Source organism: Streptomyces sp. NPDC093598 (assembly GCF_044764825.1).
Classification (GTDB): Bacteria; Actinomycetota; Actinomycetes; order Streptomycetales; family Streptomycetaceae; genus Streptomyces.
In genome coordinates this window covers 694,773-721,295 of the sequence record NZ_JBIWIV010000002.1, presented here as the reverse complement: position 1 = coordinate 721,295, position 26,523 = coordinate 694,773, and the positions used below count along the sequence as shown (strand labels likewise).

The window sequence follows — 26,523 nt, the reverse complement described above, 5'->3', positions numbered from 1 at the left end:
CGAGCGCTTCTGACCGTTGGCGTATGACACGGTCAGTTGTGGGACTGGTCCTGTCCCTGTTGTGCCGTCTCGGCGAACTATTCGGGTTGTACGGGTTTGGCATGCGGATAGCATCCGGCGCATGGAGCCGCAGCTGGAGTACCACGCGACCGACTCGGTCGCGACGGTCGTCATACGTCATCCCGAGAAGCGCAACGCCATGACGGCCGCGATGTGGCGCTCCCTTCCCGCGCTGCTGGAGGAGCTCGCGGGGGATCCCGCCGTACGGGCGCTGGTGCTGACCGGTGAGGGCGGGACGTTCTGCGCCGGGGCCGACATCTCGACGCTGCGGGGCTCGCCCGAGGAGGCGCAGGGGCTGGCCGTGCGGGCCGAGGAGGCGCTGGCCGCGTTCCCGAAGCCGACGCTGGCCGCGATCCGGGGGCATTGCGTGGGCGGCGGGGCGCAGCTGGCGGCGGCCTGTGATCTGCGGTTCGCCGAGGAGGGGGCGCTGTTCGGTGTGACGCCCGCGAAGCTCGGCATCGTGTACCCGGCGTCCTCGACCCGGCGGCTGGTGTCGCTGGTCGGGCCGGCCACCGCCAAGTACCTGCTGTTCTCCGGTGAGCTGATCGACGCGCCGCGGGCGCTGCGCACCGGGCTGGTGGACGAGGTGCTGCCCGAGGGTGAACTCGGCAAGCGGGTCGCCGAGTTCACCCGGGTCATGGCGTCCCGTTCGCAGCTGACGCAGGCGGCGGCCAAGGAGTTCGCGGACGGCCGTACGGACCGGGACGCGCACTGGGCCGGGCAGGCGCGCGGGAGCGGCGACACCGCGGAGGGTGTCGCCGCGTTCCTGGAGCGCCGGCAGCCGCGGTTCGGCTGGAGTGTGCCTACGTCAGGGTGACGTCGGCGTGGGACCGGAGCAGTTCGACGAGGTGCGCGGGCGCCTTCTCGGGCGATCCGGCGTCGTAGGGCGGCTGCGGGTCGTACTCGGTGGCGAGCTGGACGAGCTGCGCGTGGTCGTCGCCCGCGATCCGGCCGAGCAGGGTCAGTCCCATGTCGATGCCGGAGGAGACGCCGGCCGCGGTGACGTACTTGCCGTCGGTGACGACCCGCTCCCCCGTCGGCTCGGCGCCATGGCGCTTCAGCTCCTCAAGGGCCAGCCAGTGGGACGTCGCCCGGCGGCCTTCGAGGAGTCCGGCGGCGGCGAGCAGCAGGGAGCCGGTGCACACGGACGTCGTCCAGGTGCTGGTCTCGTCGGCGGTGCGCAGCCAGGTGAGCAGGGGCCCGTCCGGCGCCAGCGGGAGCGGGCCCGGGCCGCCGGGGACCACGATGATGTCGGGGTGCGGTACGTCGGCCAGGGTCCGGTCGGCGATGAGCGCGAGGTTCCCCGAGTCGTTCCGCACGGGGCCGGCCTCCTCGGCGACGAAGACGGTCTCCGCGTCCGGGAGCCGGCCGATGGTCTCGTAGGGGCCGATGGCGTCGAGGGCGGTGAAGCGGTCGTAGAGGACGATGGCGATCTGCATGGGGTCCCTTCGGTCGGGGATGTCGGTGGGGTTTCAGGGTGTGGTCGCGGGGCGGAAGCGGCGGCGGTACTCGGCCGGGGGCGTTCCCAGGGTCCTGACGAAGGCCCGGCGCATGCCCTCGGGTGTGCCGTAGCCGCTGGTGCGGGCGATCTCCTCGATGCCGTCGGCGGTGTCCTCCAGGAGGCGCCGGGCGTGTTCGAGGCGGACGCGGTCCACGTAGCGGCCCGGTGTCATGCCGGTCTCGGCGCGGAAGGCGCGGGCGAAGTGGCGGGGCGAGAGACGGGCGCGGGCGGCGAGGGTGTCGACGCAGAGGTCCGCGTCCGGGTGGTCGGTGATCCACCGCTGGACGTCCCGCAGCGGCTCGCGGTGTGCGGTCTGGGCCGCGAGCTGGGCGCTGAACTGGGCCTGGTTCCCGGGCCGGCGCAGGAACACCACCAGGTGACGGGCGATCGTCAGGGCGGCGTCCCGGCCCAGGTCCTCCTCGACCAGGGCGAGGGCGAGGTCGATGCCGGCGGTGACACCGGCCGAGGTGGCGATGTTCCCGTCGCGTACGTAGACGGGGTCGGGGTCGATCTCGACGGCCGGGTGTTCGCGGGCCAGCCGGTCACAGTACGCCCAGTGGGTCGTGGCGCGGCGGCCGTCGAGGAGACCGGCCTCGGCGAGCACGGCGGCGCCGGTGCACACGGAGACCAGGCGTGCGGCGAGCGGACCTCGCTCGCGCACCCAGGCCACCAGACGCGGGTCGGGCCGCAGGCTGCCCGTTCCGCCGGGGACCAGGAGGATGTCCGGGTCGGGCGCGGTGGCCAGGGACTCGTCGGGGACGAGGGTCAGGCCGCTGGTGGTCCGCACGGGCGTGCCGTCCAGGGACGCCGTGCGGATCCGGTACGCGTCCGGGGAGAGCAGCTCCGCGCCCGCGAAGACCTCCACGGGCCCGGTGACGTCGAGACTCTGGAGGCCGTCGAAGAGGACGACGAGAACCGTGCGCTGGGCCATGCCGTCGATTGTTCGCGGCACCGGAGCATGGCCGCAATGACGAGTGCCCCACCTTTCCTGCCATGGGGGTGCAGGACCGTGGAGGGCATACCAAGCGGTTGGTAACCTGCCGGGCATGACGACTGCCGCCCTGGAGCCGCGCGCCGGCCGACGCTGCCACAACATGCTCAACTCCCTGCACGCGACGCACTACTTCTCCCCCGACCTCGGGCGGGAGCTGGGCGCCCTCGGGGTCACCGACCCGCGTGCCGTGAACTTCGCCGTGCGGGCCGCCGCCTTCGGTCCGGTCGGCGCCGGCCCGGTGGCGGCGGCCTTCTACAACTACAAGTACGAGCTCGTGGCGCGGCACGTGCCGGCGGTGTGGGAGACCGCAACACCCGGACAGGTCCTCGCGGCACGCGCGCGTGCGGTCGACGCGACCCTGCGCCGTCTGCTCGGCGAAGAGGCCCTGGCATCGGCGGAGATGGCCGAGGCCGCGCGGCTCGCCCTGCGTGCCGCCGAGGCCTGCTCGCGCGAGGCACGGCCGCTGTACGCCGCCCACGCCGATCTGCCCGTCCCCGAGGAGCCGCACCTCGCCTACTGGCACGCGGCGACCCTGCTGCGCGAGCACCGGGGCGACGGGCACCTGGCCGCCCTGATGTCCGCGGGTCTCGACGGCCTGGAGGCGATGGTGACCCACACGGCGACGGGCAAGGGCATGACCCCGAAGTGGGTGTGCGCCACCCGGGGCTGGAGCCGGGAGGACTGGGACGCGGCGACGGACCGGCTGCGGGAGCGCGGGCTGCTGGACGCGTCCGGCGACCTCACGGAGCGGGGCGTCGCCCTGCGCCGGGAGATCGAGGACGAGACGGACCGCCTGGACCGTGCCCCGTACGAGCACCTGGGCCCGGACGGGGTGGCCCGGCTGACCGAGCTGGGCGGGGTGTTCGCGCACGCCGCGCTCGTAGGCGGGGCGTTCCCGGCGGATCTGATCGGCAAGGGTGACGCATGGTGACGCGTCTGTGAGGTACCCGCTCTCCACCGGCCGGCGCGGCCGGGAGTGAGAAAGGGGATTTCCGTGTTCCGTGCTATCGCAGACGTGCTGCGCCAGATCGGCGGGGCCATCGCCACCGTCGTGACGCTGCCCTTCCGGGCACTTGCCCGGCTCTTCGGCGGGGCCTCGTCCTCCACCCGCAGCCGCAGGGCCTGACCGGAATCCCGACCTGCCGGGAGCCGTCCTGATCCCGAGTGTCCGTGTCACCTGCCACAATTGCCGCGCAACCTCAGTGGAGAAGGCGGTACGGGATCGTGACGACACCCGGGTCCAACGGGTCCATCAGCGCAGTGTCCATCGAAGGCAGGATCGCCGAGGAGCTCGGCGTACGGGAGCGGCAGGTCAGGGCCGCCGTGGAACTGCTCGACGGCGGTTCTACGGTGCCCTTCATCGCCCGCTACCGCAAGGAAGCGACCGAGATGCTCGACGACGCGCAACTGCGCACCGTCGAGGAGCGGCTGCGCTATCTGCGGGAGCTCGAGGAGCGGCGGACGGCGATCCTGGAGTCGGTGCGCGAGCAGGGCAAGCTCACCGAGGAGCTGGAGGCGAGCATCCGGGGCGCCGAGACGAAGGCGCGCCTGGAGGACATCTACCTCCCGTACAAGCCCAAGCGGCGCACCAAGGCGCAGATCGCCCGCGAGGCCGGACTCGAGCCGCTTGCGGAGGGGCTGCTCGGCGATCCGTCCGTCGAGCCCCTCGCCGCGGCCGCCGCGTTCGTCGACGCCGACAAGGGCGTGGCCGATCCGCAGGCCGCTCTGGACGGCGCCCGGGCCATCCTCACCGAGCGGTTCTCGGAGGACGCCGACCTGATCGGCGAGCTGCGCGAGCGCATGTGGGTGCGCGGGCGGCTCGCCGCCAAGGTGCGGGAGGGCAAGGAGGAGGCGGGCGCGAAGTTCGCCGACTACTTCGACTTCGCCGAGCCGTTCACGGAGCTGCCCTCGCACCGCGTCCTCGCGATGCTGCGCGGCGAGAAGGAGGAGGTTCTCGACCTCGTCCTGGAGCCCGAGGAGCAGACGGACGGCCCCTCCTCGTACGAGGGGATCGTCGCGCACAAGTTCGGGATCGCCGACCGGGGCCGCCCCGGCGACAAGTGGCTGAAGGACACGGTCCGCTGGGCGTGGCGCACCCGCATCCTCGTCCATCTCGGCATCGACCTGAGGCTGCGGCTGCGCACGGCCGCCGAGGACGAGGCGGTACGGGTCTTCGCGGCCAACCTGCGCGACCTGCTGCTCGCCGCCCCGGCGGGCACCCGCGCGACGCTCGGCCTCGACCCTGGTTTCCGTACCGGTGTGAAGGTCGCCGTGGTCGACGCGACCGGCAAGGTCGTCGCCACGGACGTCATCCACCCCCACGTCCCGGCCAACCGGTGGGACGAGGCCATCGCCAAGCTGGCCCGGCTCGCGAAGGAGCACGCGGTCGAGCTGGTCGCCATCGGCAACGGCACGGCGTCGCGCGAGACCGACAAGCTCGCCGGGGAGCTGATCACCAAGCATCCGGAGCTGAAGCTCACCAAGGTGATGGTGTCCGAGGCCGGCGCGTCCGTGTACTCGGCGTCCGCCTTCGCCTCGCAGGAACTGCCCGACATGGACGTGTCGCTGCGCGGCGCCGTGTCGATCGCCCGCCGGCTCCAGGACCCGCTGGCCGAACTCGTGAAGATCGACCCGAAGTCGATCGGCGTCGGCCAGTACCAGCACGACCTGTCCGAGGTGAAGCTGTCGCGTTCGCTGGACGCGGTGGTGGAGGACTGTGTGAACGGCGTGGGTGTGGACGTCAACACGGCGTCGGCACCGCTGCTCGCCCGGGTCTCCGGCATCACCTCCGGGCTCGCCGAGAACATCGTGGCGCACCGCGACCAGAACGGGCCGTTCAAGGCCCGCGGTGAACTGAAGAAGGTGGCACGGCTCGGCCCGAAGGCGTACGAGCAGTGCGCGGGCTTCCTGCGGATCCGCGGCGGTGACGACCCGCTGGACGCGTCGAGCGTGCACCCGGAGGCGTATCCGGTGGTCCGGCGCATGGTGAAGACCGCCGGGCAGGAGGTCGCCTCGCTCATCGGCAACACCGGTGTGCTGCGCTCGCTGAAGCCGCAGGACTTCGTGGACGAGACGTTCGGTCTGCCGACGGTCACCGACATCCTGAAGGAGCTGGAGAAGCCCGGCCGCGACCCGCGCCCGGCCTTCAAGACGGCCGCCTTCAAGGACGGCGTGGAGAAGATCTCCGACCTGTCGTCCGGGATGATCTTGGAGGGCGTCGTGACGAACGTCGCCGCGTTCGGGGCGTTCGTGGACATCGGCGTCCACCAGGACGGCCTGGTGCACGTCTCCGCGATGTCGAAGACGTTCGTGAAGGACCCGCGGGACGTGGTGAAGCCCGGCGACATCGTGAAGGTGAAGGTCCTCGACGTCGACATCCCGCGCAAGCGGATCTCGCTGACGCTGCGCCTGGACGACGAGGCCGCCCAGCAGGGGCAGCAGGGCGGCGGCTCGGGTGAGCGCCGGCAGCGTGGCGGGCGTCCGCCGCAGCAGCGGCAGGGCGGTGGCCGGGGCCAGGGCGGCGGTCGCGGCGGTCAGCAGCGTCAGGCTCCGCCGCCGGCCAACGGTGCGATGGCCGACGCGCTGCGTCGGGCGGGGCTGGTGGATCCCAAGGGCGGTCGTCGCTGACGGCCCGTGTCGTGGGGAGCTGCGGGTCCGTTGTGGCTGGTCGCGCAGTTCCCCGCGCCCCTGAAGGCGCAGCTTCGCTCCCCTTCAGACCTGGAGTGAGGGCATGCCTGCCATCACCTGGGAAGTGTTCGCGAGCCGAGGGTTCGAGACCGTCTGGTTCGAGCTCGGGGAAGGCGCGTTGCGGGCGCGCGGGCGGGCCGTCGGGACCGATCCCGAGCCCTACTGGATCACCTACGAACTCGACACGGCCGACGGGTTCGTGACCCCTAGGCTGCGAGTGACGGCCGAGACCGCGGGCGACGTGCGCACGCTCGACCTGCGGCACGACGGTCACGGCAGGTGGACCGCTGACGGCGAGCCGCTGCCCGACGTCGACGGGGCGCTCGACTGCGACCTCGGGCTGTGCCCGCTCACCAACACCATGCCGGTGCTCCGGCACGGGCTCCATCGGGCGCCCGGCGAGCGGGAGTTCCTGATGGCCTGGGTGTCCGTGCCGGACCTGACGGTGCGGCCGTCGCGGCAGACGTACACGCATCTCGGGACCGGGCGGGTCCGCTACGCCTCCGGCGACTTCCGCAGCGACCTGGAGTTCGACGAGGAGGGGTTCGTCGTCGACTACCCCCGGCCGGCCGTCCGTCTGACGGCCCGTCAGCGCTCGGTCACCTTGCCGTCCGCCACCTCCAGGCGGCGGGTGACGTGGACGGCGTCCAGCATGCGGCGGTCGTGGGTGACCAGCAGGAGGGTGCCCTCGTAGGCGTCGAGAGCCGACTCCAGTTGCTCGATGGCGGGCAGGTCGAGGTGGTTGGTCGGCTCGTCGAGGACCAGGAGGTTGACGCCCCGCCCCTGGAGCAGCGCCAGGGCGGCCCGGGTGCGCTCGCCCGGGGAGAGGCTCGCCGCGGGGCGCGTGACGTGGTCCGTCTTCAGACCGAACTTGGCCAGGAGGGTGCGGATCTCGACCGGTTCGGTGTCGGGGACGGCCGTACGGAAGGCGTCGAGCAGGGACTCCTCGCCGTGGAACAGCTTGCGGGCCTGGTCGACCTCGCCGAGCAGGACGCCCGAGCCGAGCGCGGCGTGCCCGCAGTCCAGCGGGACACGGCCGAGCAGGGCTGCGAGCAGCGTGGACTTGCCGGCGCCGTTCGCGCCCGTGACCGCCACCCGGTCCGCCCAGTCGATCTGGAGGGAGACCGGGCCGAGGACGAAGCCGCCACGGCGCACCTCGGCGTCCCGGAGGGTCGCGACGACGGCACCCGAGCGTGGCGCCGACGCGATCTCCATGCGCAGTTCCCACTCCTTGCGGGGCTCCTCGACGACCTCCAGGCGCTCGATCATGCGCTGGGTCTGGCGGGCCTTCGCGGCCTGCTTCTCGCTGGCCTCGCTGCGGAACTTGCGGCCGATCTTGTCGTTGTCGTTGCCCGCCTTGCGGCGCGCGTTCTTCACACCCTTGTCCATCCAGGAGCGCTGCGTCTGCGCGCGGTCCTGCAGGGCGGCCTTCTTGTCGGCGTACTCGTCGTACTCGCCGCGGGCGTGCCGGCGGGCGACGTCCCGCTCCTCCAGATACGCCTCGTAGCCGCCGCCGTAGAGGTTGATCTGCCGCTGGACGAGGTCGAGTTCGAGGACCTTGGTGACCGTGCGGGTGAGGAATTCGCGGTCGTGGCTGACCACCACCGTGCCGGCGCGCAGGCCGCCCACGAAGCGTTCGAGGCGTTCCAGGCCGTCCAGGTCGAGGTCGTTGGTCGGTTCGTCGAGGAGGAAGACGTCGTAGCGGGACAGCAGCAGGGAGGCGAGTCCGGCGCGGGCCGCCTGGCCGCCGGACAGGGAGGTCATGGGCTGGTCCAGGTCCACGGCGAGACCGAGGGAGCCGGTGACCTCCTCGGCGCGTTCGTCGAGGTCGGCGCCGCCGAGGCCGAGCCAGCGCTCCAGGCTGGTGGCGTAGGCGTCGTCGGCGCCGGGTGCCCCGTCGACCAGGGCCTGGGTCGCCTCGTCCATGGTCCGCTGGGCCTCGGCGACGCCGGTGCGGCGGGCCAGGAACGCCCGGACCGTCTCGCCCGGCCGGCGGTCCGGCTCCTGCGGGAGGTGTCCGACGGTGGCGGCCGGCGGGGACAGGCGCAGTTCGCCCTGCTCGGGTGCGGTGAGTCCGGCGAGCATCCTGAGCAGGGTGGACTTGCCCGCGCCGTTGGCCCCGACCAGGCCGATCACGTCGCCGGGCGCGACGACGAGGTCGAGGCCGGTGAACAGGGAGCGGTCGCCGTGGCCGGCGGCGAGGTTCTTGGCGACGAGGGTGGCAGTCATCAGAGCGCCGATCCTAACGGCCGGGCCGCTCAGTGGTTCACGGCCGTCACCAGGACACTTCCGGAGGTGCGCGCCACGAGGAACGACTGTCCCCTGACCGCTTTCGCGTCGAGGGCGACGCGGTGACGGCCCGCTGCGAGGACGCCGTCGAAGATCTCGTGGGCGTGGGTGCGGGAGAGCCGGTCGAGGCGGTAGGCGGTGAGGGTGACGCGGCAGGCGGAAGTGACCTCGACGTCCGCCCCGCTGCCGGTGGCGGTGAGGCCGGTGAGGCGGCGCTGTTCGACGGGGCTGCGGTCCAGGGCGTGTTCGATCTGGGCGACGAGGAGCGGGACGATCGGGGCGAGTCCGTCGACGTAGGCGACCGGGACCCCGGCGTGTTCGAAGGCGCGGCGGACGGCGGCACGTTCCTGCTCGCCGGCCGCGTGGCCGAAGGCGACGGCGCCGTAACCGCGGAGTTCGTCGGGGGGTACACCGTGGGCGTCACGGGCGATGTCGGCGCCGATGCCGATGGTGCGCAAGGCCGCGGCGAGCTTGGCGATGGCGGCGACACGGGCGCCGATCAGCAGGACGCGGCGCCTGGGGTCGGGCGCGGAGCCGTTCAGCAGGGCGCCGAGCGCCGTCCGGTACTCGGCGCCGCGGAAGCGGAACGGGCCGATGCCGTGGTAGCCGTTGAGCTCCAGGTCGGCGTGTTCGTCGGTCTGCCAGGCGAAGTCCCGCCAGATGAAGTCCTCGCCGTCGCTCCGGATGACCGCGGTGACGGCGCCGCAGGCCAGGTCCTCGCACTCGGGGCAGCCGTAGACGACGTACCGGCCGCCCGGCAGTGGGGCCGCGCTCTCCAGGAGCAGGCTGCGCACCTGTGCGGTGAAGATCGCGGGTGGGACGTCGGAGGCGAGCGGGGACACCGCGTCGAGGTCGGAGAGCTGGAACAGCAGGGGGCGTCCGTCGACGATGAAGTCCACGAAGTCCCGGTGAACCTGGTAACCACCGTCGTTGAGGACTCCCCCGGCCCGCATCGCGGGTGCCAGGCCGAAGGTCGCGTACTCGGCACACATGCTGTGAGTATCCCCACACTGCGCGTGATGTGAGCACGGCATGACACATTCCGCTACGGTCCGGGCATGACGAGCGAGTGGCGCGGCGAAATCGTGGTGGTCGGCGGCGGGGTGGTGGGGCTGACGACCGCCCTGGTTCTCGCGGAGCAGGGGCGGCGGGTGCGGGTGTGGACGCGGGACGCGGTCGAGGCGACCACCTCGGCCGTCGCCGGCGCGCTGTGGTGGCCGTACCGGATCGAGCCGGTCGCGAGGGCGCGCGTGTGGGCGCTGCGGTCGCTGGAGGTGTACGAGGAGCTGGCGGCGCGAGCCGAACAGACCGGCGTACGCATGGTCGAAGGGGTACTGGGTGAGACCCGCCTCGACGAGGCCGAGGGGTGGCTGACGGGCCGGGTGCCGGGGCTGCGGGTGGCCACGGCGCGGGAGTACGCGGGGACGGGCGTCCGGGCACGGCTGCCGCTCATCGACATGCCGGCTCATCTGCCGTGGCTGCTGGAGCGGTTCGTGGCGGCGGGCGGGGTGGTCGAGACGCGTACGGTGTCCGCCTTCGCGGAGGTGGACGCGCCGGTCGTGGTCAACTGCACGGGCCTGGCCGCGCGGGAGCTCGTGCCGGATCCCTCCGTGCGGCCCGTGCGCGGGCAGCTGGTCGTCGTGGCGAACCCGGGGATCGACACCTGGCTGGTCACCACCGACGCCGCCGGGGAGCACGCCTACCTGTTCCCGCAGCCGGGCGGGCTCGTCCTCGGCGGTACCTCCGAGGAGGACGCCTGGTCGCTGGAGCCCGACCCCGCGACGGCCGAGGCGATCATCCGCCGCTGCGCGGCCCTGCGGCCGGAGATCGCGAAAGCCCGGGTGCTGGAGCACCGGGTCGGGCTGCGGCCCACCCGGCCGGCGGTCCGGCTGGAGCGCGACGCACTGCCGGACGGGCGGCTCCTGGTGCACAACTACGGCCACGGCGGCGCGGGCGTCACCGTGGCCTGGGGGTGTGCGCAGGAGGCGGCCCGGCTGGTCTCCGGCTGACGGCGCGCGACACCGTCCGCACGGCAACGGGCGGACCGGTCCGCGAACCCGGTCCGCCCGCCGCCGTTCGGATCAGTGCTTGCCGATCGGGTCTCCCTCCACGTCCGGGCCGCGGCCGGGGCCGACGCGGAACTCGAACTCACCGTCGTACTTGGTGTGGCCCTCGATGACGGCCTGTTCGACGGCCTCGGAGCCCATCTGCTCACGCACGATCACCGGGTCGCGGCGAAGGTCGCGCATCAGGGCGACGCACATGAAGATCATCACGATGACGAACGGCGCCGCCGCGAGGATCGTGAGGTTCTGCAGACCTGTCAGCGCGTCGCCCTGCCCGCTGCCGACCAGGAGCATGATCGCCGCCACCGCGCCGGTGACCACGCCCCAGAACACCACCACGAAGCGGCCGGGTTCGAGCGCGCCCTTCTGCGACAGGGTGCCCATGACGATCGAGGCCGCGTCGGCGCCCGAGACGAAGAAGATGCCGACGAGGATCATCACGAGCAGGCTCGTGGCGGTCGCGATGGGGAACTGCTGGAGCACGCCGAAGAGCTGGCCCTCCGGGGTCGCCTCCTTGCCGAGCTGCCCCTGCTCCTGCATCTTCATCGCCGAGCCGCCGAAGACCGCGAACCAGACCAGGCTGACCGTGCTGGGCACGAGGATGACACCGCCGACGAACTGGCGGATGGTGCGGCCCCGGCTGATGCGGGCGATGAACATGCCGACGAAGGGCGTCCAGGAGATCCACCACGCCCAGTAGAAGACCGTCCAGCTGCCCAGCCAGTCGGCGACGCCCTCGCCGCCGCTCGCCTCGGTCCGTCCGGCCAGCTGGGGCAGGTCGCCGAGGTAGGCGAAGACGGACGTGGGCAGCAGGTCCAGGACGATGATGGTCGGGCCCGCCACGAACACGAACAGGGCGAGCACCAGCGCCAGCACCATGTTGGTGTTGGACAGCCACTGGATGCCCTTCTCCACACCGGAGATCGCGGACGCCACGAAGGCCAGGGTCAGTACCGCGATGATCGTGACGAGGAGCCCGGTGCTCACCTTGTCCATCCAGCCCAGCTCCTGCACACCGGAGCCGATCTGGAGCGCGCCGAGCCCGAGGGAGGCGGCTGAGCCGAAGACGGTCGCGATGATCGCGAGGACGTCGATGGCCCGGCCGGCGGCGCCGTTGGCGTTCTTCTTGCCGATCAGGGGGGTGAAGACGGCGCTGATGGTCTGCCGACGCCGCCTGCGGAAGGTGCTGTAGGCGATGGCGAGGCCCACCACGGCGTAGATCGCCCAGGGGTGGAGCGTCCAGTGGAACAGGGTGGTGGCCATGGCCGTCTCCATGCGTTCGCCGGAGTCGGCCGGGTCGGAGCCCGGCGGGGGCGTGCCGTAGTGCGACAGCGGCTCGCTCACGCCGTAGAACATCAGGCCGATGCCCATGCCCGCGCTGAACATCATCGCGACCCAGGACACCGTGCGGAACTCGGGCTCCTCACCCTCGGCACCCAGGTGGATACGGCCGTAGCGGCTGATCGCGAGCCAGAGGGCGAAGACGACGAAGCCGGAGGCGGCGAGCATGAACGCCCAGCCGCCGTTGTGGATCAGCCCCCCGAGCATGCTGGTGGAGGCGTCTTCGAGCGAGTCGGTCGCCGCCGCGCCCCAGACCACGAAGGCGAGGGTGAGCACCGCCGTGACACCGAAGACGATCCGGTCGGTCTGCGGCCGGTCCTGGCCGGGCAGGCCCGCTTCCGACCCCGGTAGCGCGGCTCCCTCATGGGGACCCTTGTCGCTTGGTCGTTCTTGCGTCACAGGCGGCACCTTTCATCGGGACAGCAGGGGAGGATGGGGGTCCTCCGTAACGCTGCTACCACGTGTGGCGGAATTTCACCCCTCTCAGCATGCGGTTTCGGATGAACCTCCTGTCAGGTGGTACTCGGCCCGGTCGTCGAGCAGCAGCGGCACGAGCGCCCGCAGTGGCTGGCGCAGGGGGACGAGCACGCCCTCGGCGTCGTGGCGCACGCGCACACCGTGCAGTGCGAGCTCGTCACCGACCTCGGCGTACTGGGCGGCGGTGAGCCGATAGCCACAGGGCGGGTTCTGGATGATGTCGGACGGTTCGGGCGGGTCGTTGTCGGCGCCGCCTGCGTAGACCGGGCCGGTGGCGGCGTAACCCGCGAGCCGGGCCCTCGCCGTCGCCGTCTCGATCCGGCCGCGGCGCTGGTCGGTGTAGCCGAACAGGCCCGTGAGGGCGTCGAGTTGGGAGGCGACCCGGCGACGGTTGTTCAGGGCCTCGTCCGCCTTCTCCGCGTCGGTGAGCGGGTCCACGCGGCTCTCGATGAGCAGCCCGACGGAGTGCTTCACACCGGACATGTTGCGCAAAATGCGCTCCTGTCCGTCTCCGGCGACCTGCTTGACCGGCTCACCGGTCTCGGGGTCGGTCCAGATGCCGTAGGTGCCCGTGGTGTGGCCGGCCTGCTGGGCGGCGGGGCGGACGTACGCCTCGGAGAGGGTCCGCGCCTCGTCGTGGACCGCCTCGTGGGTGTTGAGGTTGCGCGGCCACAGGTCGAAGAGGTCCTTGTCGTAGAACCGGGGCGTGGCGCCGTACTCGTGCAGGTCATAGACGATGTCGGGGCGCTGGTCGCGGATGAGGGCGGCCAGGGCGCGGCCCTCGGCGGTCTTCAGGGCGAGGTGGTCGCGGTTGATGTCGACGCCGTCGCTGTTGCCGCGCGTGTTCGCGGCCCGGCCGTCGGGGTTGGCGGTGGGCACGACCAGGACCGTGGTGCGGTCCAGGAAGCGCCGGGTGCGGCTGTCGCGGGCGTACGCGAGGTCGCGGACGGTGGTCAGGCAGGCCTCGCGGCCGGAGGGCTCGTCACCGTGCTGGCTGCAGACGAGCAGCACTTTGCTGGGGCTCGGGCGGTTGCCGATCCGCACCAGCTGGAGCGGGCGGTCCTGCTTCGTGGTGCCGATGCGGGTCATGGAGACGTGGGCGCCGGACCGGTCGACGGCCTCGAGGAAGTCCTGCTCCTCGGGCTGGGTGGTCCAGCGGGCGCCGTTCGACCGCTCGAAGCCGGTGCGCGGCGGGGTGTCGGTGGCCGCCTGGGCCGGTGCGGCGATCAAGGAAGCCGTGAGGGCCGCGGTGGTCAGGATCAGGGCGCGGACGCGGGTGGTGTCTCGGGTCACTGGCTCGCCCCCGGGACGCGGTGCGTGGTGCGCGGCTCCCGTACGCCGTCCAGGAAGGCGGCGCCGGGGGTGGCGAACGCGGTCCCCGCGGTGGCGCGGGCGAAGGCGGTGGTTCCGCCGACGAACGGGACGCGCGCCGAGGTGCGGGACAGGTCGAGCGTGAGCTTCGGCTTGTCGGCGGGAGGGTCGATGAGGCCCTGGTCGGTGCCCGCGACGATCAGCGCCAGGCGATGGCCCTCGGGCACGACGTGGTCGGTCGCCGCCAGGTCGACGGTGATCGTGTACCGCTTGCCCGGGGTGAGCGGGGCGCCCTTGAGGTCCGAGGCGTGATTGCCGAGGTCGGCCCAGCCGCGGCTGACGACCGTGTAGTCGACGTCGGCGGTCTTCGCCTCGGTCTCCTTGAAGCAGGAGCTGTCGCCGGTGGTGCTCGCGCCCCAGCAGGTGCGGTCCGTACGGGTGGTGATGCCTTCGCCGGCGTCGGCGTAGTCGCGGACGCGGGCGGGGCCGATGTCCACGAGGACGGCGGAGAGGTGGGCCGTCGGGGTGGAGGGCGTCGCGGTGACGGTGACCTCGGAGGAGCCGGACAGGCGCAGGTCGCGGGTGAGCGGCCCGGTGACGAAACCGGCCTTCTCCGGTGTCGGCTTGTCGATGCTCGCGGCCCAGTCGGTCTCGCTCAGCTTCGGGTCGTCGGTGAAGCTCTCGGTGCCGTGACCGCGGTGCAGGCCGAGGGTGCCGACGCCGGCCCGGGTGCCCCGGTCGGGGCGCAGGGTGGCGGCCCGGGTGCCGCTCGGCGGCCAGACCCTCGAGGTGTCCCACTGGTCGGGAGCGCGTTCGATGTCGGCCATGGGCTCGCGGTCGATGCCGTTGTCGTAGCCCATGAGTTCGTGGTCGAACCAGCGGTGCAGCGTCTCGACCCACTGCGCGCGCCGGAAGTCGAAGGGGTCGACATGGCCGGTCTGCGACAGCCAGATCTTGCGCTCGACGCCGTTCTTCGCGAGGGCGTCCCACCACGGGCCGACGTGCTTCATCCGGACGTTGAGGTCCTGCATGCCGTGGACGAGGAAGACGCTGGCTTCGACCTTGCGCGCGGCCTTCACGTAGTCGCGCTCGGTCCACAGTGGGGTCCAGTCGCCGGTGCGCGGGGCCCCGTCGACGAGCTTCTGCTGGACGGCTTCGCACTTGGCGCGTGCGTCGGGGCTGTTGACGTAGTCCGACAGCCACTCGGGGCCGGAGTCGTAGAGCGGGGCGCCCTGCTGGAAGTAGTAGTCGTACCAGGAGGAGATGGCGCTGATCGGGACGATGGTCTTCAGGCCCTTGACGCCGGTGGCGGCGACGCCGTTGGCGATGGTGCCGTCCCAGCTCTTGCCGATCATGCCGGTACGGCCGTTGGTCCAGCCGGCCTGGGCGCGGGTGGAGCCGGTGCGGCTCGTGTAGGCCTTGGCGCGGCCGTTCAGCCAGTCGACGACGGCCTTCGCGGACTGGATGTCGGAGCGGCCGCCGACATCGACGCAGCCGTCGGACCGATTGGTTCCGGCCAGGTCCACGCCGACGAAGGCGTAGCCGCGCGGGACGAAGTAGTTGTCGTAGTACAGCGGCATCTGTGCGACACGGCCCTGCGGGTCGTAGGTCTTCTTCTGGCTCTCGTTGCCGCGCCCGCAGCAGGAGTAGTACGGGCTGGCGTCCATGATGACGGGGATCTTGCGGCCCGTCCGGGCGGTTTCGCGGGGGCGGACGATGTCGACGGCGACCCGGTCGGCCTTTCCGTCGCGGTCGCCGTCCAGTCCGGTGTCCACCCAGACGGCCTCGCGGATGGCGTTGTCGTAGGAGTAGACGGGTTCGCTCGTGCGCGGGGCGGCCGGTGCGGCCTGTGCGGCCGCCGGGGTGAGCAGGGTGGCCAAGAGGGCGGCGGTGGCCGCCGTCGCGAGCGGTCTCCAGGTCGTGAAGCGCGTGCGTTTCGGCATGCGCCGGACGCTACATCGGTGAACTCCTGTTCAGAAGAGGGCAACTGACGGACCGGCGTGTCCGGGATGCCCCTTCGGGGCGGGTGACTCATGTCGGCCGAATGGCGATCGTGTGACAGAGGAGGCCATGGACATGATCAGGGCACAGGGAGTCAATAGGCTCCCGACAGACTCCGGAACACATCGGGACCCTACGACTTGGAGCCTTGCGTGCACCGCAGAATCATCGCGCCGGGAGCCCTGGCAGCGGCCGTTCTCCTGCTGGCGATCCCGGCATCGGCCGCCCCCCACTCCCCCGGCGCGCCGGGTATCGGCGACCCCTACTACCCGGCCTACGGCAACGGCGGATACGACGTCTCCCACTACGACCTGCGGCTGAAGTACCAGCCGGCCACGGACGAACTGGAGGGCACGGCGACCCTCCTGGCCCGCACCACGCAGGACCTTTCGAGCTTCGACCTGGACTTCCTGCTGGACGTCGACGAGGTGCGCGTCAACGGCGCGAAGGCGTCGTTCCGGACCTCGGGCGAGCACGAGCTGGTGATCACGCCGAAGAGCCCGCTGGCCAAGGGCACGTCCGTCACGGTGGTCGTGCGCTACCGCGGGGTGCCGTCGTCCAAGCAGGCCTACGGTTTCACCAGCTGGCACCGCACCCCGGACGGGGGCGTCGCGGCGAACGAGCCCGAGGCGGCGGCGTGGTGGTTCCCGGGCAACGACCATCCGCTCGACAAGGCGACCTACGACGTGTCCGTGCTGGTCCCGGACGGCACGCAGGCCATCTCCAACGGCACGCTCCAGTCGACGAGTTTACGCCTCGGCTGGACCCGGTGGAACTGGCGCTCCGACAAGCCTCAGACGACGTACCTCGCCACGCTCGCGGTCGGGAAGTTCGACATCACGACCGGCACGACGGAGAGCGGCATCCCGGTCCTCAACGCCTACAGCAAGGATCTCGGCGCCCATGCCGGGGCCGCGCGGGCGAGCATCGAACGGACCGGGGAGATCGCGGACTGGCTGGCCGGGTACTTCGGGCCGTACCCGTACAACGCGCTCGGCGGGTACGTGCCGAACACGAACACCGGGTACGCGCTGGAGACCCAGACCCGGCCGTTCTACAGCCCGCGGCAGTTCGCGAACGGGTCGAACGTGTCCCTCGTCGTCCATGAGCTGGCCCACCAGTGGTACGGCGACGAGGTGTCGCTCAAGGGCTGGAAGGACATCTGGATCAACGAGGGCTTCGCGCGGTACGCGCAGTGGCTGTGGTCCGAGCACGAGGGCGAGGGCACGGCGCAGGAACTCGCCGACTACGTCTACGCCTCGCATCCCGCCGACGACCCGTTCTGGACGGTGAAGCCCGGGGATCCGGGCCCCGACAACCAGTTCCACACCGCGGTCTACGACCGGGGCGCACTGGCCGTCCAGGCTCTGCGCAACGAGATCGGCGACGAGTCGTTCTTCGCGATTCTGAAGGGCTGGCCCTCGAAGCACGCCCACGGCAACGCGTCGGTCGCGGACTTCCAGCGGTACGCGGAGGAGGTGTCGGGCAAGCCCCTGGCCGCGCTCTTCGACACGTGGCTGTTCCAGCCGTCGAAGCCGGGGGTGCCGGCGGCTCGGGCCGCGGCGGTCGCCAAGGCGGCGAAGGGCGTTTCCCAGCCCAGGTCGTGGAAGAGGATCGCGGCGACGAACGGGGCGCACGGGCACGGGGGGCACGAGCAGCGGCACTGACCGACCTGGTCCTTCGTGGGCTCCGGGCGCCGGGGGAGTAACGGGCGGCACCGGTTCTGCCCGGTCACCGGGGGTGGGATCGGTCCCGCTCGACACCGGGCGGAGTTGGTTCCGCTTGCCCCCGGCGGGCTCGGTCACGGCTGGCTGGCTCCTGGCGGCTCGGCCACGCTTGCCGCCAGGGTCCGCCCCGCTTGGTCCACGGACCCGGCCCCGCTCGCGTCCCGCGGCTCGGTCCCCTCTGGCCGGGCACGGTGCGGACCGCTCGGCTTCGCGTGGCCTCGAGCCGCCGAGCCCCGCAGCCCGGACCGCCGGCCTCCCGCAACCCGGCCCCGCTCGGCTGCGAGCGGTCCGGACCGCTCGGCCGCGGGACGTGAGGACCGCTCGGCTGCCGACGCCCCGGCCCACTGCCTCCGGGCGGCCCGGGCCGCTCGGCTGCGGACGAGCCGTTGCGGCGCACGCGTGGGCGTAGCGGCATCCGCTGCACCTGGTCGCACAACGCCCCGGCCCGGGCACCAGGCCCGCCATTCCCCGGGGCACCTGTCCACCTGGTCGAACGCCCGCACCGGCGCGCTTCCTCCCGCCCCGCGGACTACGGTGGGTCCGTGCGCCGGGCGTATCCGTCCGGCGGCGTTGCCGGGCTGCCCGAGGAGCCGGACGTGCGGAACGTGGCGATCGTCGAGGCACCGTCCGTGCTGGGGCTACGTCCCACCGGTGTCGAGGACCTGCCGGCGGCGCTCCTCGGGGCCGGGCTGGCCGAGGGGCTCGGGGCGGTGCGCGCGGGCCGGGTGGTGCCACCCCCGTACGACCCCGAGCGGGACCCGGAGACCGGGGTTCTGAACCCGGGCGGCATCGCGGCGTACTCCGTGGCGCTGGCCGACGCCGTGGGTGATGTCCTCGACCGGGGCCGGTTCCCCGTCGTGCTCGGCGGCGACTGCAGCGTGCTGCTCGGCAGCCTGCTCGCACTGCGCCGCCGCGACCGGCACGGTCTGCTCTTCCTCGACGGGCACAGCGACTTCTACCAGCCGTCGGCGGAGCCGGCCGGTGAAGTGGCCTCCATGGAACTCGCCCTGGCCACCGGGCGCGGCCCACGCGTGCTGGCGGACCTGGAGGGCCGGGGCCCGCTGGTGCGGGACGAGGACGTCGTCGCGCTGGGTTTCCGGGACGCGGAGGAGTCCGCGGCGTACGGCGTGCAGCCGTTGCCGTCCGCGCTGCACGCGATGGAGCTGGACACCGTGCGCGCCCTGGGGGCGGCCGAGGCGGCCCGGCGCGCCGTCCGGCTGCTGGCCGGTGACGGCGCGGGCGCCGGGTACTGGGTCCATCTCGACGTCGATGTGCTGGACGACGCGGCCATGCCCGCCGTCGACTACCGGCAGCCGGACGGTCTGACCTGGCAGGAACTGGAAATCGTGCTGCGCACGGCCCTGTCCGGCGGCGGTGCCGTCGGCCTCACCGTCGCGATCTTCAACCCACGGCTGGACCCCGACGGCACCATCGCGCGGGAGCTCGCCGACTGCCTGGTGCGGGCCTTCGACAGCCAGGGCTGAGCCGACCGGTCCGAGCGGGGGTCACTCCCCGAGGTCGTACACCGCCACGCGTATCCCCCGCCGCACCAGCCGCTCCTCGATCAGCGGCTCGACACGGGACCACGTGCCGCCGGCCAGACCGCAGCCGATGCGGGGCATGTGCACGGAGGCACCCAGTTCACCGGCCTTCTCGGCCAGGGCGTCCAGCGCGGTGTCGATCGCCTCGTAGCGGACGGGGACGCCTTTGCTGCCGGTCCTGGTGCCGCGCTGGCCGATCATGTTGGCTACCCACACATACCGCTCGACCTGCACGAACTGCACCGCGCCCAGCCCGAAGTCGTTCGCCGCGCGGTTCCGGTGCCAGGCCCGGTAGGCCGCCTCCGGCTCGGGCCAGCGGCGCGACAGCGCCAGGACGAAGCCCTTGCCCCAGCCTCCGATGTCGTTGCAGACATGGGCGATGACCTTGACGCCCTTCACCGACGGAACGGTGGCGTCACCCCGGACATACATGATCCCCGACATGACGCCACCGTAGACGCGGCCACTGACAATGGCCCCCTGCCTGCTACTTCGTCAGCTGCGACAGTTCCTGGTCCGCCGTTCGGGACACCCGGCGGCGGATGCCGAACCAGCCCGCGACCAGCATGACCGCGATCAGCGGGATGAGCAGGAGTGTCTTGCGGCCGACCTCGGGGTCGTTCCACATCATGCCGAGGCAGGCCAGCAGGAAGACGATCGTGGTGATCTCCGTGACCGGGCTGGCGGGGAGGCGGAAGGAGGGGCGGGTGACCTGGCCGGCCTTGGCGCGGCGGACGAAGACCAGGTGGCAGATCATGATGATCACCCAGGTGCTGATGATGCCGAGGGAGGCCACGTTCAGCACGATCTCGAAGGCCTGGGCCGGCACGAGGAAGTTCAGGCCGACGCCGAGCACGCACACCGCGCAGGTCAGCAGGATGCCGCCGTAGGGGACCTGGCTGCGGTTCATGCGGGCGGTGAACTTCGGGGCGGAGCCCGCCATGGCCATGGAGCGCAGGATGCGGCCGGTGGAGTACAGGCCGGAGTTGAGGGAGGACATGGCGGCCGTGAGGACCACCAGGTTCATCACGTCACCCGCGGCCGGGACGCCGATCTTCGACAGCACCGTGACGAAGGGGCTCTGGTCGGCCGAGTAGACCGAACCGGGCAGGAGCAGGGCCAGCAGGACGACCGAGCCCACGTAGAAGAGGCCGACGCGCCACATGATCGAGTTCACCGCGCGCGGGACGACCTTCTCCGGCTCCGCGGTCTCGCCGGCGGCGACACCGACCAGTTCCAGCGCGGCGTAGGCGAAGATCACGCCCTGCATGACCAGGACGACCGGCATCATGCCGTGCGGGAAGACGCCGCCGTTGTCGGTGATGACGCTCAGGCCCGGGGTCTGGCCGCCCACCTCGTGCTGCGTGGCGAGCAGGAAGATGCCGACCAACATGAAGCCGATCAGCGTCGCGACCTTGATGATCGCGAACCAGAACTCCATCTCGCCGAAGTACTTCACCGAGATCAGGTTCACGGCCAGCACCACCGCGAGGGCGACCAGCGCGAGCAGCCACTGCGGGATGTCGGTGAACAGGCTCCAGTAGTGCGTGTAGAGCGCGATCGCGGTGATGTCGGCGATGCCGGTGGTCGACCAGTTCAGGAAGTACATCCAGCCGGCGACGTACGCCCCCTTCTCGCCGAGGAACTCGCGCGCGTACGACACGAAGGAGCCCGAGGAGGGGCGGTAGAGGACGAGCTCACCGAGGGCCCGGACCACGAAGAAGGCGAAGATGCCGCAGACCAGGTAGGCGATCGCCAGCGCCGGACCCGCGTTGTGGAGGCGTCCGCCCGCACCCAGGAAGAGTCCGGTGCCGATCGCGCCTCCGATGGCGATCATGTTGACGTGGCGGGCCTTGAGGTCCTTGCTGTAGCCGGCGTCGCCCGCGTCCGCGGGCACTGCGGCCGCATCGGTACGCGGCGTGGCCGCAGCCGTGTTCACGGCGTCCTTGCTCACGGTGGATCCACTCTCTGGTGCGCCCGAGCGGGTCGCGCTCGGCTTTCCGGACGTACATAAGGTCCGCGCCCTCGATAAAGGCACAGACCAAGGGGCCACCTTCCCCCGCCCTGCGCGGCTCACGCGATGGCACACGTCACAGAGCGCGCCTTCTCACACGGCCTTCACGTTCGGCGCCGGAGGTTTCACAGCACTGGTGAGACAGCGATACTGCTGCACATGACGACCGACACCGAGGAGCCGACCCTCACGATCGACGAGCTGGCCGCCCGGGCCGGTGTCACGGTGCGCACGGTCCGCTTCTACGGCACGAAGGGGCTGCTGCCCCCGCCGGTGCTCGGCCCCCGGCGCGTGGGGCACTACGGACGCGAGCATCTGGCCCGGCTGGCACTGATAGAGGAGTTGCAGCAGCAGGGCATGACGCTGGCGGGCATCGAACGCTACCTGCGGCAGCTCCCGCCGGACCTGAGCGCGCACGACCTCGCCATCCACCGGGCCGTCGTGGCCTCCTGGGCGCCGGACTCCGTCGAGAAGGTCACGCGGGCGGAGCTGGAGCGGCGGGCCGGACGGCCGCTGGGCGACGAGGACGTCGAGCGGCTCGTCGCGATGGGCGTGGTCCGGCCCGCGGACGGCGCGTACGAGGCCGACCTCGGGCTGCTCCGGCTCGGCGCCGGGCTGCTGGACGTGCCGCTCTCCCAGGAGGCGATCTCCGCGGCGCGCAAGGTTCTCATCGAACACGCGCGCGACGCGGCCCGGGAGCTGTCCCAGCTCTTCCGCGGTGAGGTGGCGGAGCGTGACGCGCGGGACGTGCGGTCCCTGTCGGCGCACATGCACCCGTTGGTGGTGCAGGCGCTCCTCACCGCTTTCCAGCGGTCGCTGAAGGAAGAGCTGGGCGGCTGGCTCACCGGGCCTTCGGGGTCCGGCGGGTCAGACGCGGGCTGAGTCGCTGAAGCGCTCCCCCTTCTCCGCCTTCTCCACCAGCAGCGCGGGCGGCGCGAAGCGCTCTCCGTACTGCTCGGCGAGTTCCCGCGCGCGTGCCACGAAGCCGGGAAGCCCTCCCTCGTAGCCGTTGATGTACTGGAGCACACCGCCGGTCCAGCCCGGGAAGCCGATGCCGAAGATGGAGCCGATGTTGGCGTCCGCGACCGAGGTCAGCACGCCCTCCTCCAGCAGCCGGACGGTGTCCAGCGCCTCGGAGAACAGCATGCGCTCCTGCATGTCCCGGAACGGGATCCGGTGGCCGGGCTTGGTGAAGTGCTCGCGCAGTCCGGGCCAGATGCCGGCGCGCTTGCCGTCGTCGCCGTAGTCGTAGAACCCGGCGCCGCCGCTGCGGCCCGTGCGGCCGAACTCGTCGACCATGCGGTCGATGACGGCCTCGGCCGGGTGGGCCGTCCAGGTGCCGCCCGCCTCCTCGACCGCCCGCTTCGACTCGGCCCGGATCTTGCGGGGCAGGGTGAGCGTCAGTTCGTCCATCAGGGCCAGCACCTTGGCCGGGTAGCCGGCCTGGGCGGCGGCCTGTTCGACCGAGGCGGGCTCGATGCCCTCGCCGACCATGGCGACGCCCTCGTTGATGAAGTGGCCGATGACGCGCGAGGTGAAGAAGCCGCGCGAGTCGTTGACGACGATCGGCGTCTTGTTGATCTGCCGGACCAGGTCGAAGGCGCGGGCCAGAGCCTCCTCGCCGGTGCGCTCGCCCTTGATGATCTCGACCAGCGGCATCTTGTCGACGGGCGAGAAGAAGTGCAGGCCGATGAAGTCGCCCTGGCGCTCCACCCCCTCGGCGAGCGCGGTGATGGGCAGGGTGGAGGTGTTGGAGCACAGCAGCGCGTCGGGCTGGACGACGTGCTGGATCTCCTGGAACACCTTGTGCTTGAGGGACGTGTCCTCGAAGACGGCCTCGATGACGGCGTCGCAGCCGGCCAGGTCCTGGACCTCGGCGGTGGGCGTGATGCGGGCGAGCAGGGCGTCGGCCTTCTCCTGGGTCGTACGGCCCTTGGCCACGGCCTTGGCGCACAGCTTCTCGGAGTAGCTCTTGCCCTTGAGGGCCGCCTCCAGGGAGACGTCCTTCAGGACGACGTCGATGCCGGCTCGGGCGCAGGAGTACGCGATGCCCGCGCCCATCATGCCGGCGCCGAGGACGGCGACCTTGCCGACCTTGCGGGGCTCGATGCCCTTGGGGCGGTTGGCGCCGGAGTTGACGGCCTGGAGGTCGAAGAAGAACGCCTGGATCATGTTCTTCGACGTCTGGCCGGCCGCGAGGTCCACGAAGTAGCGCGCCTCGATGACCTGCGCCGTCTCGAAGTCGACCTGGGAGCCCTCGACGGCGGCGGCGAGGATGTTGCGCGGCGCCGGATAGGGGGCGCCGTTCGTCTGCTTGCGCAGGCTGGCCGGGAAGGCGGGCAGGTTCGCGGCGAACTTGGGGTTGGCGGGCGTGCCGCCCGGGATGCGGTAACCCGGCTTGTCCCAGGGCTGCTGGGACTCGGGGTTGGCGTCGATGAAGGCGCGGGCCTTGGCGAGCAGTTCCTCCCGGGTGGCGGCCACGTCGTCGACGAGGCCGTTCTCCAGGGCGCGGCGCGGGCTGTACTGGGTGCCCTGGAGGAGGACCTTCAGCAGGGCGTCGGCGATGCCGAGCAGGCGGACCGTGCGGACGACGCCGCCGCCTCCGGGCAGCAGGCCGAGGGTGACCTCGGGGCAGCCGATCTTCGAGCCGGGGGCGTCGAGGGCGATGCGGTGGTGGCAGGCCAGGGCGATCTCGTAACCGCCGCCGAGGGCCGCGCCGTTGAGGGCGGCGACGACGGGCTTGCCGAGGGTCTCGATGCGGCGCAGATCGCGCTTGATCGCCATGCCGCCGTCGAACAGCTCCTGGGCCGTCTCGGGCGTGACGCGGATCAGGTCGCGCAGGTCGCCGCCGGCGAAGAAGGTCTTCTTCGCGGAGGTGATGATGACGCCCCGGATGGAGTCCTTCTCGGCCTCCAGGCGGTCGGTTACGGCGGCGAGGGAGTCGCGGAACGCCTGGTTCATGGTGTTCGCGGACTGGTTCGGGTCGTCGATGACGAGGGTGACGAGGCCGGTGCGGTCCTGTTCCCAGCGGATGGTGGTGGACTCAGTGCTCATGTGGAGGTGCTCCGTGTGATCCGTCGGGAGGGGGTCAGATGCGCTCGACGATCGTGGCGACGCCCATGCCGCCTCCGACGCACAGCGTGGCGAGGCCGTAGCGCTTGTCCTGGCGCTCCAGTTCGTCGACGAGGGTGCCGAGGATCATCGCGCCGGTGGCGCCGAGGGGGTGGCCGAGCGCGATGGCGCCGCCGTTGACGTTGACCTTGTCCAGGGACAGGCCCATGTCCCTCACGAAGCGCAGCACGACCGCCGCGAACGCCTCGTTGATCTCGACGAGGTCGATGTCGTCGATGGACAGTCCGGCCTTGGCGAGGGCCTTGCGGGTCGCGGGGGCCGGGCCGGTGAGCATGATGGTGGGCTCGGAGCCGGAGACGGCGGCGGAGACGATCCGCGCGCGGGGCGTGAGGCCGTAGCGCTCGCCGACCCCCTTGGAGCCGATCGCGACGAGCGAGGCGCCGTCCACGATGCCCGAGGAGTTGCCCGCGTGGTGGACGTGGTCGATCTTCTCCACCCAGTGGTACTGCTGCAGTGCCACCGCGTCGAAGCCGCCGAGCTCGCCGATGTCCGCGAAGGACGGCTTGAGCTTGGCGAGGGAGTCGGCGGTGGTGCCGGGGCGCGGGAACTCGTCGTGGTCGAGGACGACGAGGCCGCTGCGGTCCTTCACCGGGACGACGGACTTGTCGAAGCGGCCGTCCTTCATCGCGGTGGCGGCCCGCTCCTGGGAGAGCGCCGCGTACTCGTCGACGTCGCGCCGGGAGAAGCCCTCGATGGTGGCGATGAGGTCGGCGCCGATGCCCTGCGGCACGAAGTTGACCTGCAGGTTGGTCATCGGGTCGTTGAACCAGGCGCCGCCGTCGGAGGCCATCGGCACCCGGGACATCGACTCGACACCGCCCGCGAGGACGAGGTCCTCCCAGCCGGAACGCACCTTGGCGGCGGCCAGGTTGACGGCCTCCAGGCCCGAGGCACAGAAGCGGTTCTCCTGCACGCCGGCGACCGTGTCGGGCAGGCCCGCGGCGATGGCGGCGATCCGGGCGATGTCGGAACCCTGGTCGCCGACCGGGCCGACGACACCGAGGACGATGTCGTCCACGGCGGCCGGGTCGAGGTCCGGGAAGCGGGCGCGGATCTCGTGGATGAGCCCGACGACCAGGTCGATGGGCTTCGTGCCGTGCAGGGCGCCATTGGCCTTGCCGCGGCCGCGCGGGGTGCGGATCGCGTCGTACACATACGCTTCGGTGCTCACGAGGGGGGCCTTTCACTGAGGGGTGCGGAGCGCGGAGAGGAGCCCGGGGACGTCCCAGTCCCGGGCGACGTCCGCGGTGTCGGCGCCCGGCCGCGCCGGGCCGGTGCGGACGGAGGTCGGGGTCGCGGAGAAGCGGGGGGCCGGGGCGGGCTGGGTGATGCCGCCGTGGTCGGTGAAAGTGCCGCGGGCGGCCAGGTGCGGGTGGTGCGGCGCCTCGCGCAGCGACAGAACGGGCGCCACGCATGCGTCGGTGCCGTCGAAGACGGCCGTCCACTCGTCTCTGGTACGGCTCTTGAAGCGGGCGGCGACCTCTTCGCGCAGTTCGTCCCAGCAGGCGACGTCCTTGCGGGCCCCGGCCCTGTCGTCGATGCCGAGCAGGGCGAGGAACTCCGCGTAGAACTGCGGCTCCAGGGCGCCGACGGCCATGTACCGGCCGTCGGCCGTCTCGTACGTGGCGTAGTAGGGGCAGCCGCCGTCCAGGAGGTTGGCGCCGCGGCGGTCCTGCCAGCCGCCGGCGGCGAGCATGCCGTGGATCATCGCGGCGAGATGGGCGGTGCCGTCGACGATCGCGGCGTCCACGATTTGGCCGGTGCCGGTCGCGCGCGCGTGGTGGAGGGCGGCGAGGACGCCGACGACGAGGTAGAGGGAGCCGCCCGCGTAGTCGCCGAGCAGGTTGGCCGGCACGGCCGGCGGTTCGTCCGGGCGGCCGATCATGCCGAGGGTGCCGGTGGGGGCGATGTACGCGATGTCGTGCCCGGCGCGCTGCGCGAGGGGGCCGTCCTGGCCCCAGCCGGTCATCCGGCCGTAGACGAGGCGCGGGTTGCGGGCGTGGCATGCCTCCGGTCCGACCCCGAGGCGTTCGGCGACGCCGGGGCGGTTGCCCTCGACGAGGATGTCGGCGCGGGCGGCGAGGTCGAGCACCTGGTCCGGGCCGTCCGGGGCCTTGAGGTCGACGACCACCGAGCGCTTGTTGCGGTTGGTGACGTCGTACGCCGGGTCGATCGCGAGTCCGGGGCCGCCCGGGCGGTCCACGCGCACGACGTCGGCCCCGAGGTCGGCCAGGAGCATGGCGGCGAACGGACCGGGCCCGATACCCGCCAGCTCGACCACGCGCACGCCGGTGAGCGGGCCGTGTCCTGGCGTCCTTGCCGTGGTCATCCAGCCCCCAGTGCTGTGACACATCTGATGTAACACCAGTGATGCTAAGAACG

General features: G+C 71.9%; 21 protein-coding genes. 9 read left to right on the top strand and 12 right to left on the bottom strand.

From position 1 onward, the window contains the following. The first annotated feature begins 121 nt into the window (after positions 1-121). Entirely contained in the window at positions 122-877 is a 756-nt protein-coding gene (locus tag ACIRDU_RS09245; RefSeq protein ID WP_403576359.1) for an enoyl-CoA hydratase/isomerase family protein, read from the top strand. On the opposite strand, the gene ACIRDU_RS09240 is transcribed toward ACIRDU_RS09245, so the two are convergent. Beyond that, complete coding sequence (locus ACIRDU_RS09240) at positions 864-1,499, bottom strand: DJ-1/PfpI family protein (protein WP_403576357.1); 636 nt, start codon at positions 1,497-1,499, stop codon at positions 864-866. The two genes, ACIRDU_RS09245 and ACIRDU_RS09240, sit on opposite strands and share 14 nt — an antisense overlap. 33 nt (positions 1,500-1,532) lie before the next feature. After that, positions 1,533-2,492: a GlxA family transcriptional regulator gene (locus tag ACIRDU_RS09235; RefSeq protein WP_403576355.1), complete on the bottom strand. Its 960-nt coding sequence runs from the start codon at positions 2,490-2,492 to the stop codon at positions 1,533-1,535. A 115-nt stretch (positions 2,493-2,607) separates the two neighbouring features. Between ACIRDU_RS09235 and ACIRDU_RS09230 the strand changes: the two genes are divergently transcribed. From ACIRDU_RS09230 to ACIRDU_RS09215, 4 genes are all read left to right on the top strand, one after another. Then, positions 2,608-3,486, top strand: a complete 879-nt coding sequence (locus tag ACIRDU_RS09230; RefSeq protein ID WP_403576353.1) for a hypothetical protein — start codon at positions 2,608-2,610, stop codon at positions 3,484-3,486. A 63-nt stretch (positions 3,487-3,549) separates the two neighbouring features. Further along, on the top strand, positions 3,550-3,681 hold the full coding sequence (locus tag ACIRDU_RS09225; RefSeq protein WP_252100478.1) for an LPFR motif small protein: 132 nt from the start codon (positions 3,550-3,552) through the stop codon (positions 3,679-3,681). A 98-nt stretch (positions 3,682-3,779) separates the two neighbouring features. Beyond that, positions 3,780-6,182: a Tex family protein gene (locus tag ACIRDU_RS09220; RefSeq protein WP_403576351.1), complete on the top strand. Its 2,403-nt coding sequence runs from the start codon at positions 3,780-3,782 to the stop codon at positions 6,180-6,182. A 103-nt stretch (positions 6,183-6,285) separates the two neighbouring features. Then, positions 6,286-6,936: a putative glycolipid-binding domain-containing protein gene (locus tag ACIRDU_RS09215; protein WP_403576349.1), complete on the top strand. Its 651-nt coding sequence runs from the start codon at positions 6,286-6,288 to the stop codon at positions 6,934-6,936. On the opposite strand, the gene ACIRDU_RS09210 is transcribed toward ACIRDU_RS09215, so the two are convergent. Both ACIRDU_RS09210 and ACIRDU_RS09205 read right to left on the bottom strand, forming a co-directional pair. Beyond that, complete coding sequence (locus tag ACIRDU_RS09210; RefSeq protein ID WP_403576347.1) at positions 6,831-8,471, bottom strand: ABC-F family ATP-binding cassette domain-containing protein; 1,641 nt, start codon at positions 8,469-8,471, stop codon at positions 6,831-6,833. The two genes, ACIRDU_RS09215 and ACIRDU_RS09210, sit on opposite strands and share 106 nt — an antisense overlap. A 29-nt stretch (positions 8,472-8,500) precedes the next feature. Further along, entirely contained in the window at positions 8,501-9,523 is a 1,023-nt protein-coding gene (locus ACIRDU_RS09205; RefSeq protein ID WP_403576345.1) for an oxidoreductase, read from the bottom strand. Positions 9,524-9,589: 66 nt separating this feature from the next. Between ACIRDU_RS09205 and ACIRDU_RS09200 the strand changes: the two genes are divergently transcribed. Further along, positions 9,590-10,540 carry an NAD(P)/FAD-dependent oxidoreductase gene (locus tag ACIRDU_RS09200; protein WP_403576343.1) on the top strand — a complete coding sequence of 317 codons (951 nt, stop codon included), beginning with the start codon at positions 9,590-9,592 and terminating at the stop codon, positions 10,538-10,540. Between the two features lie 72 nt (positions 10,541-10,612). On the opposite strand, the gene ACIRDU_RS09195 is transcribed toward ACIRDU_RS09200, so the two are convergent. The 3 genes from ACIRDU_RS09195 to ACIRDU_RS09185 form a co-directional block, all read right to left on the bottom strand. After that, positions 10,613-12,337, bottom strand: a complete 1,725-nt coding sequence (locus ACIRDU_RS09195; RefSeq protein WP_403576341.1) for a BCCT family transporter — start codon at positions 12,335-12,337, stop codon at positions 10,613-10,615. A gap of 84 nt (positions 12,338-12,421) precedes the next feature. Next, on the bottom strand, positions 12,422-13,708 hold the full coding sequence (locus ACIRDU_RS09190; RefSeq protein ID WP_403576339.1) for a M14 family metallocarboxypeptidase: 1,287 nt from the start codon (positions 13,706-13,708) through the stop codon (positions 12,422-12,424). Then, positions 13,705-15,669 (bottom strand): Xaa-Pro dipeptidyl-peptidase, encoded by a 1,965-nt coding sequence (locus tag ACIRDU_RS09185; RefSeq protein ID WP_403576337.1) that lies wholly within the window; start codon positions 15,667-15,669, stop codon positions 13,705-13,707. The genes ACIRDU_RS09190 and ACIRDU_RS09185 overlap by 4 nt, the downstream gene beginning before the upstream one ends. A 210-nt stretch (positions 15,670-15,879) precedes the next feature. Between ACIRDU_RS09185 and ACIRDU_RS09180 the strand changes: the two genes are divergently transcribed. Together ACIRDU_RS09180 and ACIRDU_RS09175 are read left to right on the top strand one after the other, a co-directional pair. Next, positions 15,880-17,394 carry a M1 family metallopeptidase gene (locus ACIRDU_RS09180; RefSeq protein ID WP_403576335.1) on the top strand — a complete coding sequence of 505 codons (1,515 nt, stop codon included), beginning with the start codon at positions 15,880-15,882 and terminating at the stop codon, positions 17,392-17,394. A gap of 602 nt (positions 17,395-17,996) precedes the next feature. After that, positions 17,997-18,938 (top strand): arginase family protein, encoded by a 942-nt coding sequence (locus ACIRDU_RS09175; protein WP_403576333.1) that lies wholly within the window; start codon positions 17,997-17,999, stop codon positions 18,936-18,938. Between the two features lie 21 nt (positions 18,939-18,959). Here the strand turns inward: ACIRDU_RS09175 and ACIRDU_RS09170 are convergent, their stop codons facing one another. Then, positions 18,960-19,439: a macro domain-containing protein gene (locus ACIRDU_RS09170; RefSeq protein WP_403576331.1), complete on the bottom strand. Its 480-nt coding sequence runs from the start codon at positions 19,437-19,439 to the stop codon at positions 18,960-18,962. A gap of 43 nt (positions 19,440-19,482) precedes the next feature. Then, positions 19,483-20,949 carry an amino acid permease gene (locus ACIRDU_RS09165; RefSeq protein ID WP_403576330.1) on the bottom strand — a complete coding sequence of 489 codons (1,467 nt, stop codon included), beginning with the start codon at positions 20,947-20,949 and terminating at the stop codon, positions 19,483-19,485. A gap of 219 nt (positions 20,950-21,168) precedes the next feature. Here ACIRDU_RS09165 and ACIRDU_RS09160 point away from each other — a divergent pair, with 219 nt between their 5' ends. After that, the gene (locus ACIRDU_RS09160; protein ID WP_403576328.1) at positions 21,169-21,891 is read left to right on the top strand and encodes a MerR family transcriptional regulator; all 723 of its coding nucleotides are present in this window, start codon (positions 21,169-21,171) and stop codon (positions 21,889-21,891) included. Here ACIRDU_RS09160 and ACIRDU_RS09155 read toward each other — a convergent pair. The 3 genes from ACIRDU_RS09155 to ACIRDU_RS09145 are packed head-to-tail and all read right to left on the bottom strand — an operon-like array spanning position 21,877 to position 26,470. After that, positions 21,877-24,063 (bottom strand): 3-hydroxyacyl-CoA dehydrogenase NAD-binding domain-containing protein, encoded by a 2,187-nt coding sequence (locus ACIRDU_RS09155; protein ID WP_403576326.1) that lies wholly within the window; start codon positions 24,061-24,063, stop codon positions 21,877-21,879. The two genes, ACIRDU_RS09160 and ACIRDU_RS09155, sit on opposite strands and share 15 nt — an antisense overlap. Before the next feature lie 34 nt (positions 24,064-24,097). Then, a complete protein-coding gene (locus ACIRDU_RS09150) occupies positions 24,098-25,312 on the bottom strand; it encodes an acetyl-CoA C-acetyltransferase (protein WP_403576324.1) in 1,215 nt (404 codons plus the stop codon). Positions 25,313-25,324: 12 nt separating this feature from the next. Continuing rightward, positions 25,325-26,470 carry a CaiB/BaiF CoA transferase family protein gene (locus tag ACIRDU_RS09145; protein ID WP_403576322.1) on the bottom strand — a complete coding sequence of 382 codons (1,146 nt, stop codon included), beginning with the start codon at positions 26,468-26,470 and terminating at the stop codon, positions 25,325-25,327. Positions 26,471-26,523: the final 53 nt, after the last annotated feature.

Coding starts and splice junctions, on each gene's coding strand:
- ACIRDU_RS09245 (WP_403576359.1), top strand. CDS start 122: ATGGAGCCGCAGCTGGAGTACCACGCGACCGACTCGGTCGCGACGGTC.
- ACIRDU_RS09240 (WP_403576357.1), bottom strand. CDS start 1,499: ATGCAGATCGCCATCGTCCTCTACGACCGCTTCACCGCCCTCGACGCC.
- ACIRDU_RS09235 (WP_403576355.1), bottom strand. CDS start 2,492: ATGGCCCAGCGCACGGTTCTCGTCGTCCTCTTCGACGGCCTCCAGAGT.
- ACIRDU_RS09230 (WP_403576353.1), top strand. CDS start 2,608: ATGACGACTGCCGCCCTGGAGCCGCGCGCCGGCCGACGCTGCCACAAC.
- ACIRDU_RS09215 (WP_403576349.1), top strand. CDS start 6,286: ATGCCTGCCATCACCTGGGAAGTGTTCGCGAGCCGAGGGTTCGAGACC.
- ACIRDU_RS09210 (WP_403576347.1), bottom strand. CDS start 8,471: ATGACTGCCACCCTCGTCGCCAAGAACCTCGCCGCCGGCCACGGCGAC.
- ACIRDU_RS09205 (WP_403576345.1), bottom strand. CDS start 9,523: ATGTGTGCCGAGTACGCGACCTTCGGCCTGGCACCCGCGATGCGGGCC.
- ACIRDU_RS09200 (WP_403576343.1), top strand. CDS start 9,590: ATGACGAGCGAGTGGCGCGGCGAAATCGTGGTGGTCGGCGGCGGGGTG.
- ACIRDU_RS09185 (WP_403576337.1), bottom strand. CDS start 15,669: ATGCCGAAACGCACGCGCTTCACGACCTGGAGACCGCTCGCGACGGCG.
- ACIRDU_RS09170 (WP_403576331.1), bottom strand. CDS start 19,439: ATGTCGGGGATCATGTATGTCCGGGGTGACGCCACCGTTCCGTCGGTG.
- ACIRDU_RS09160 (WP_403576328.1), top strand. CDS start 21,169: ATGACGACCGACACCGAGGAGCCGACCCTCACGATCGACGAGCTGGCC.
- ACIRDU_RS09155 (WP_403576326.1), bottom strand. CDS start 24,063: ATGAGCACTGAGTCCACCACCATCCGCTGGGAACAGGACCGCACCGGC.
- ACIRDU_RS09145 (WP_403576322.1), bottom strand. CDS start 26,470: ATGACCACGGCAAGGACGCCAGGACACGGCCCGCTCACCGGCGTGCGC.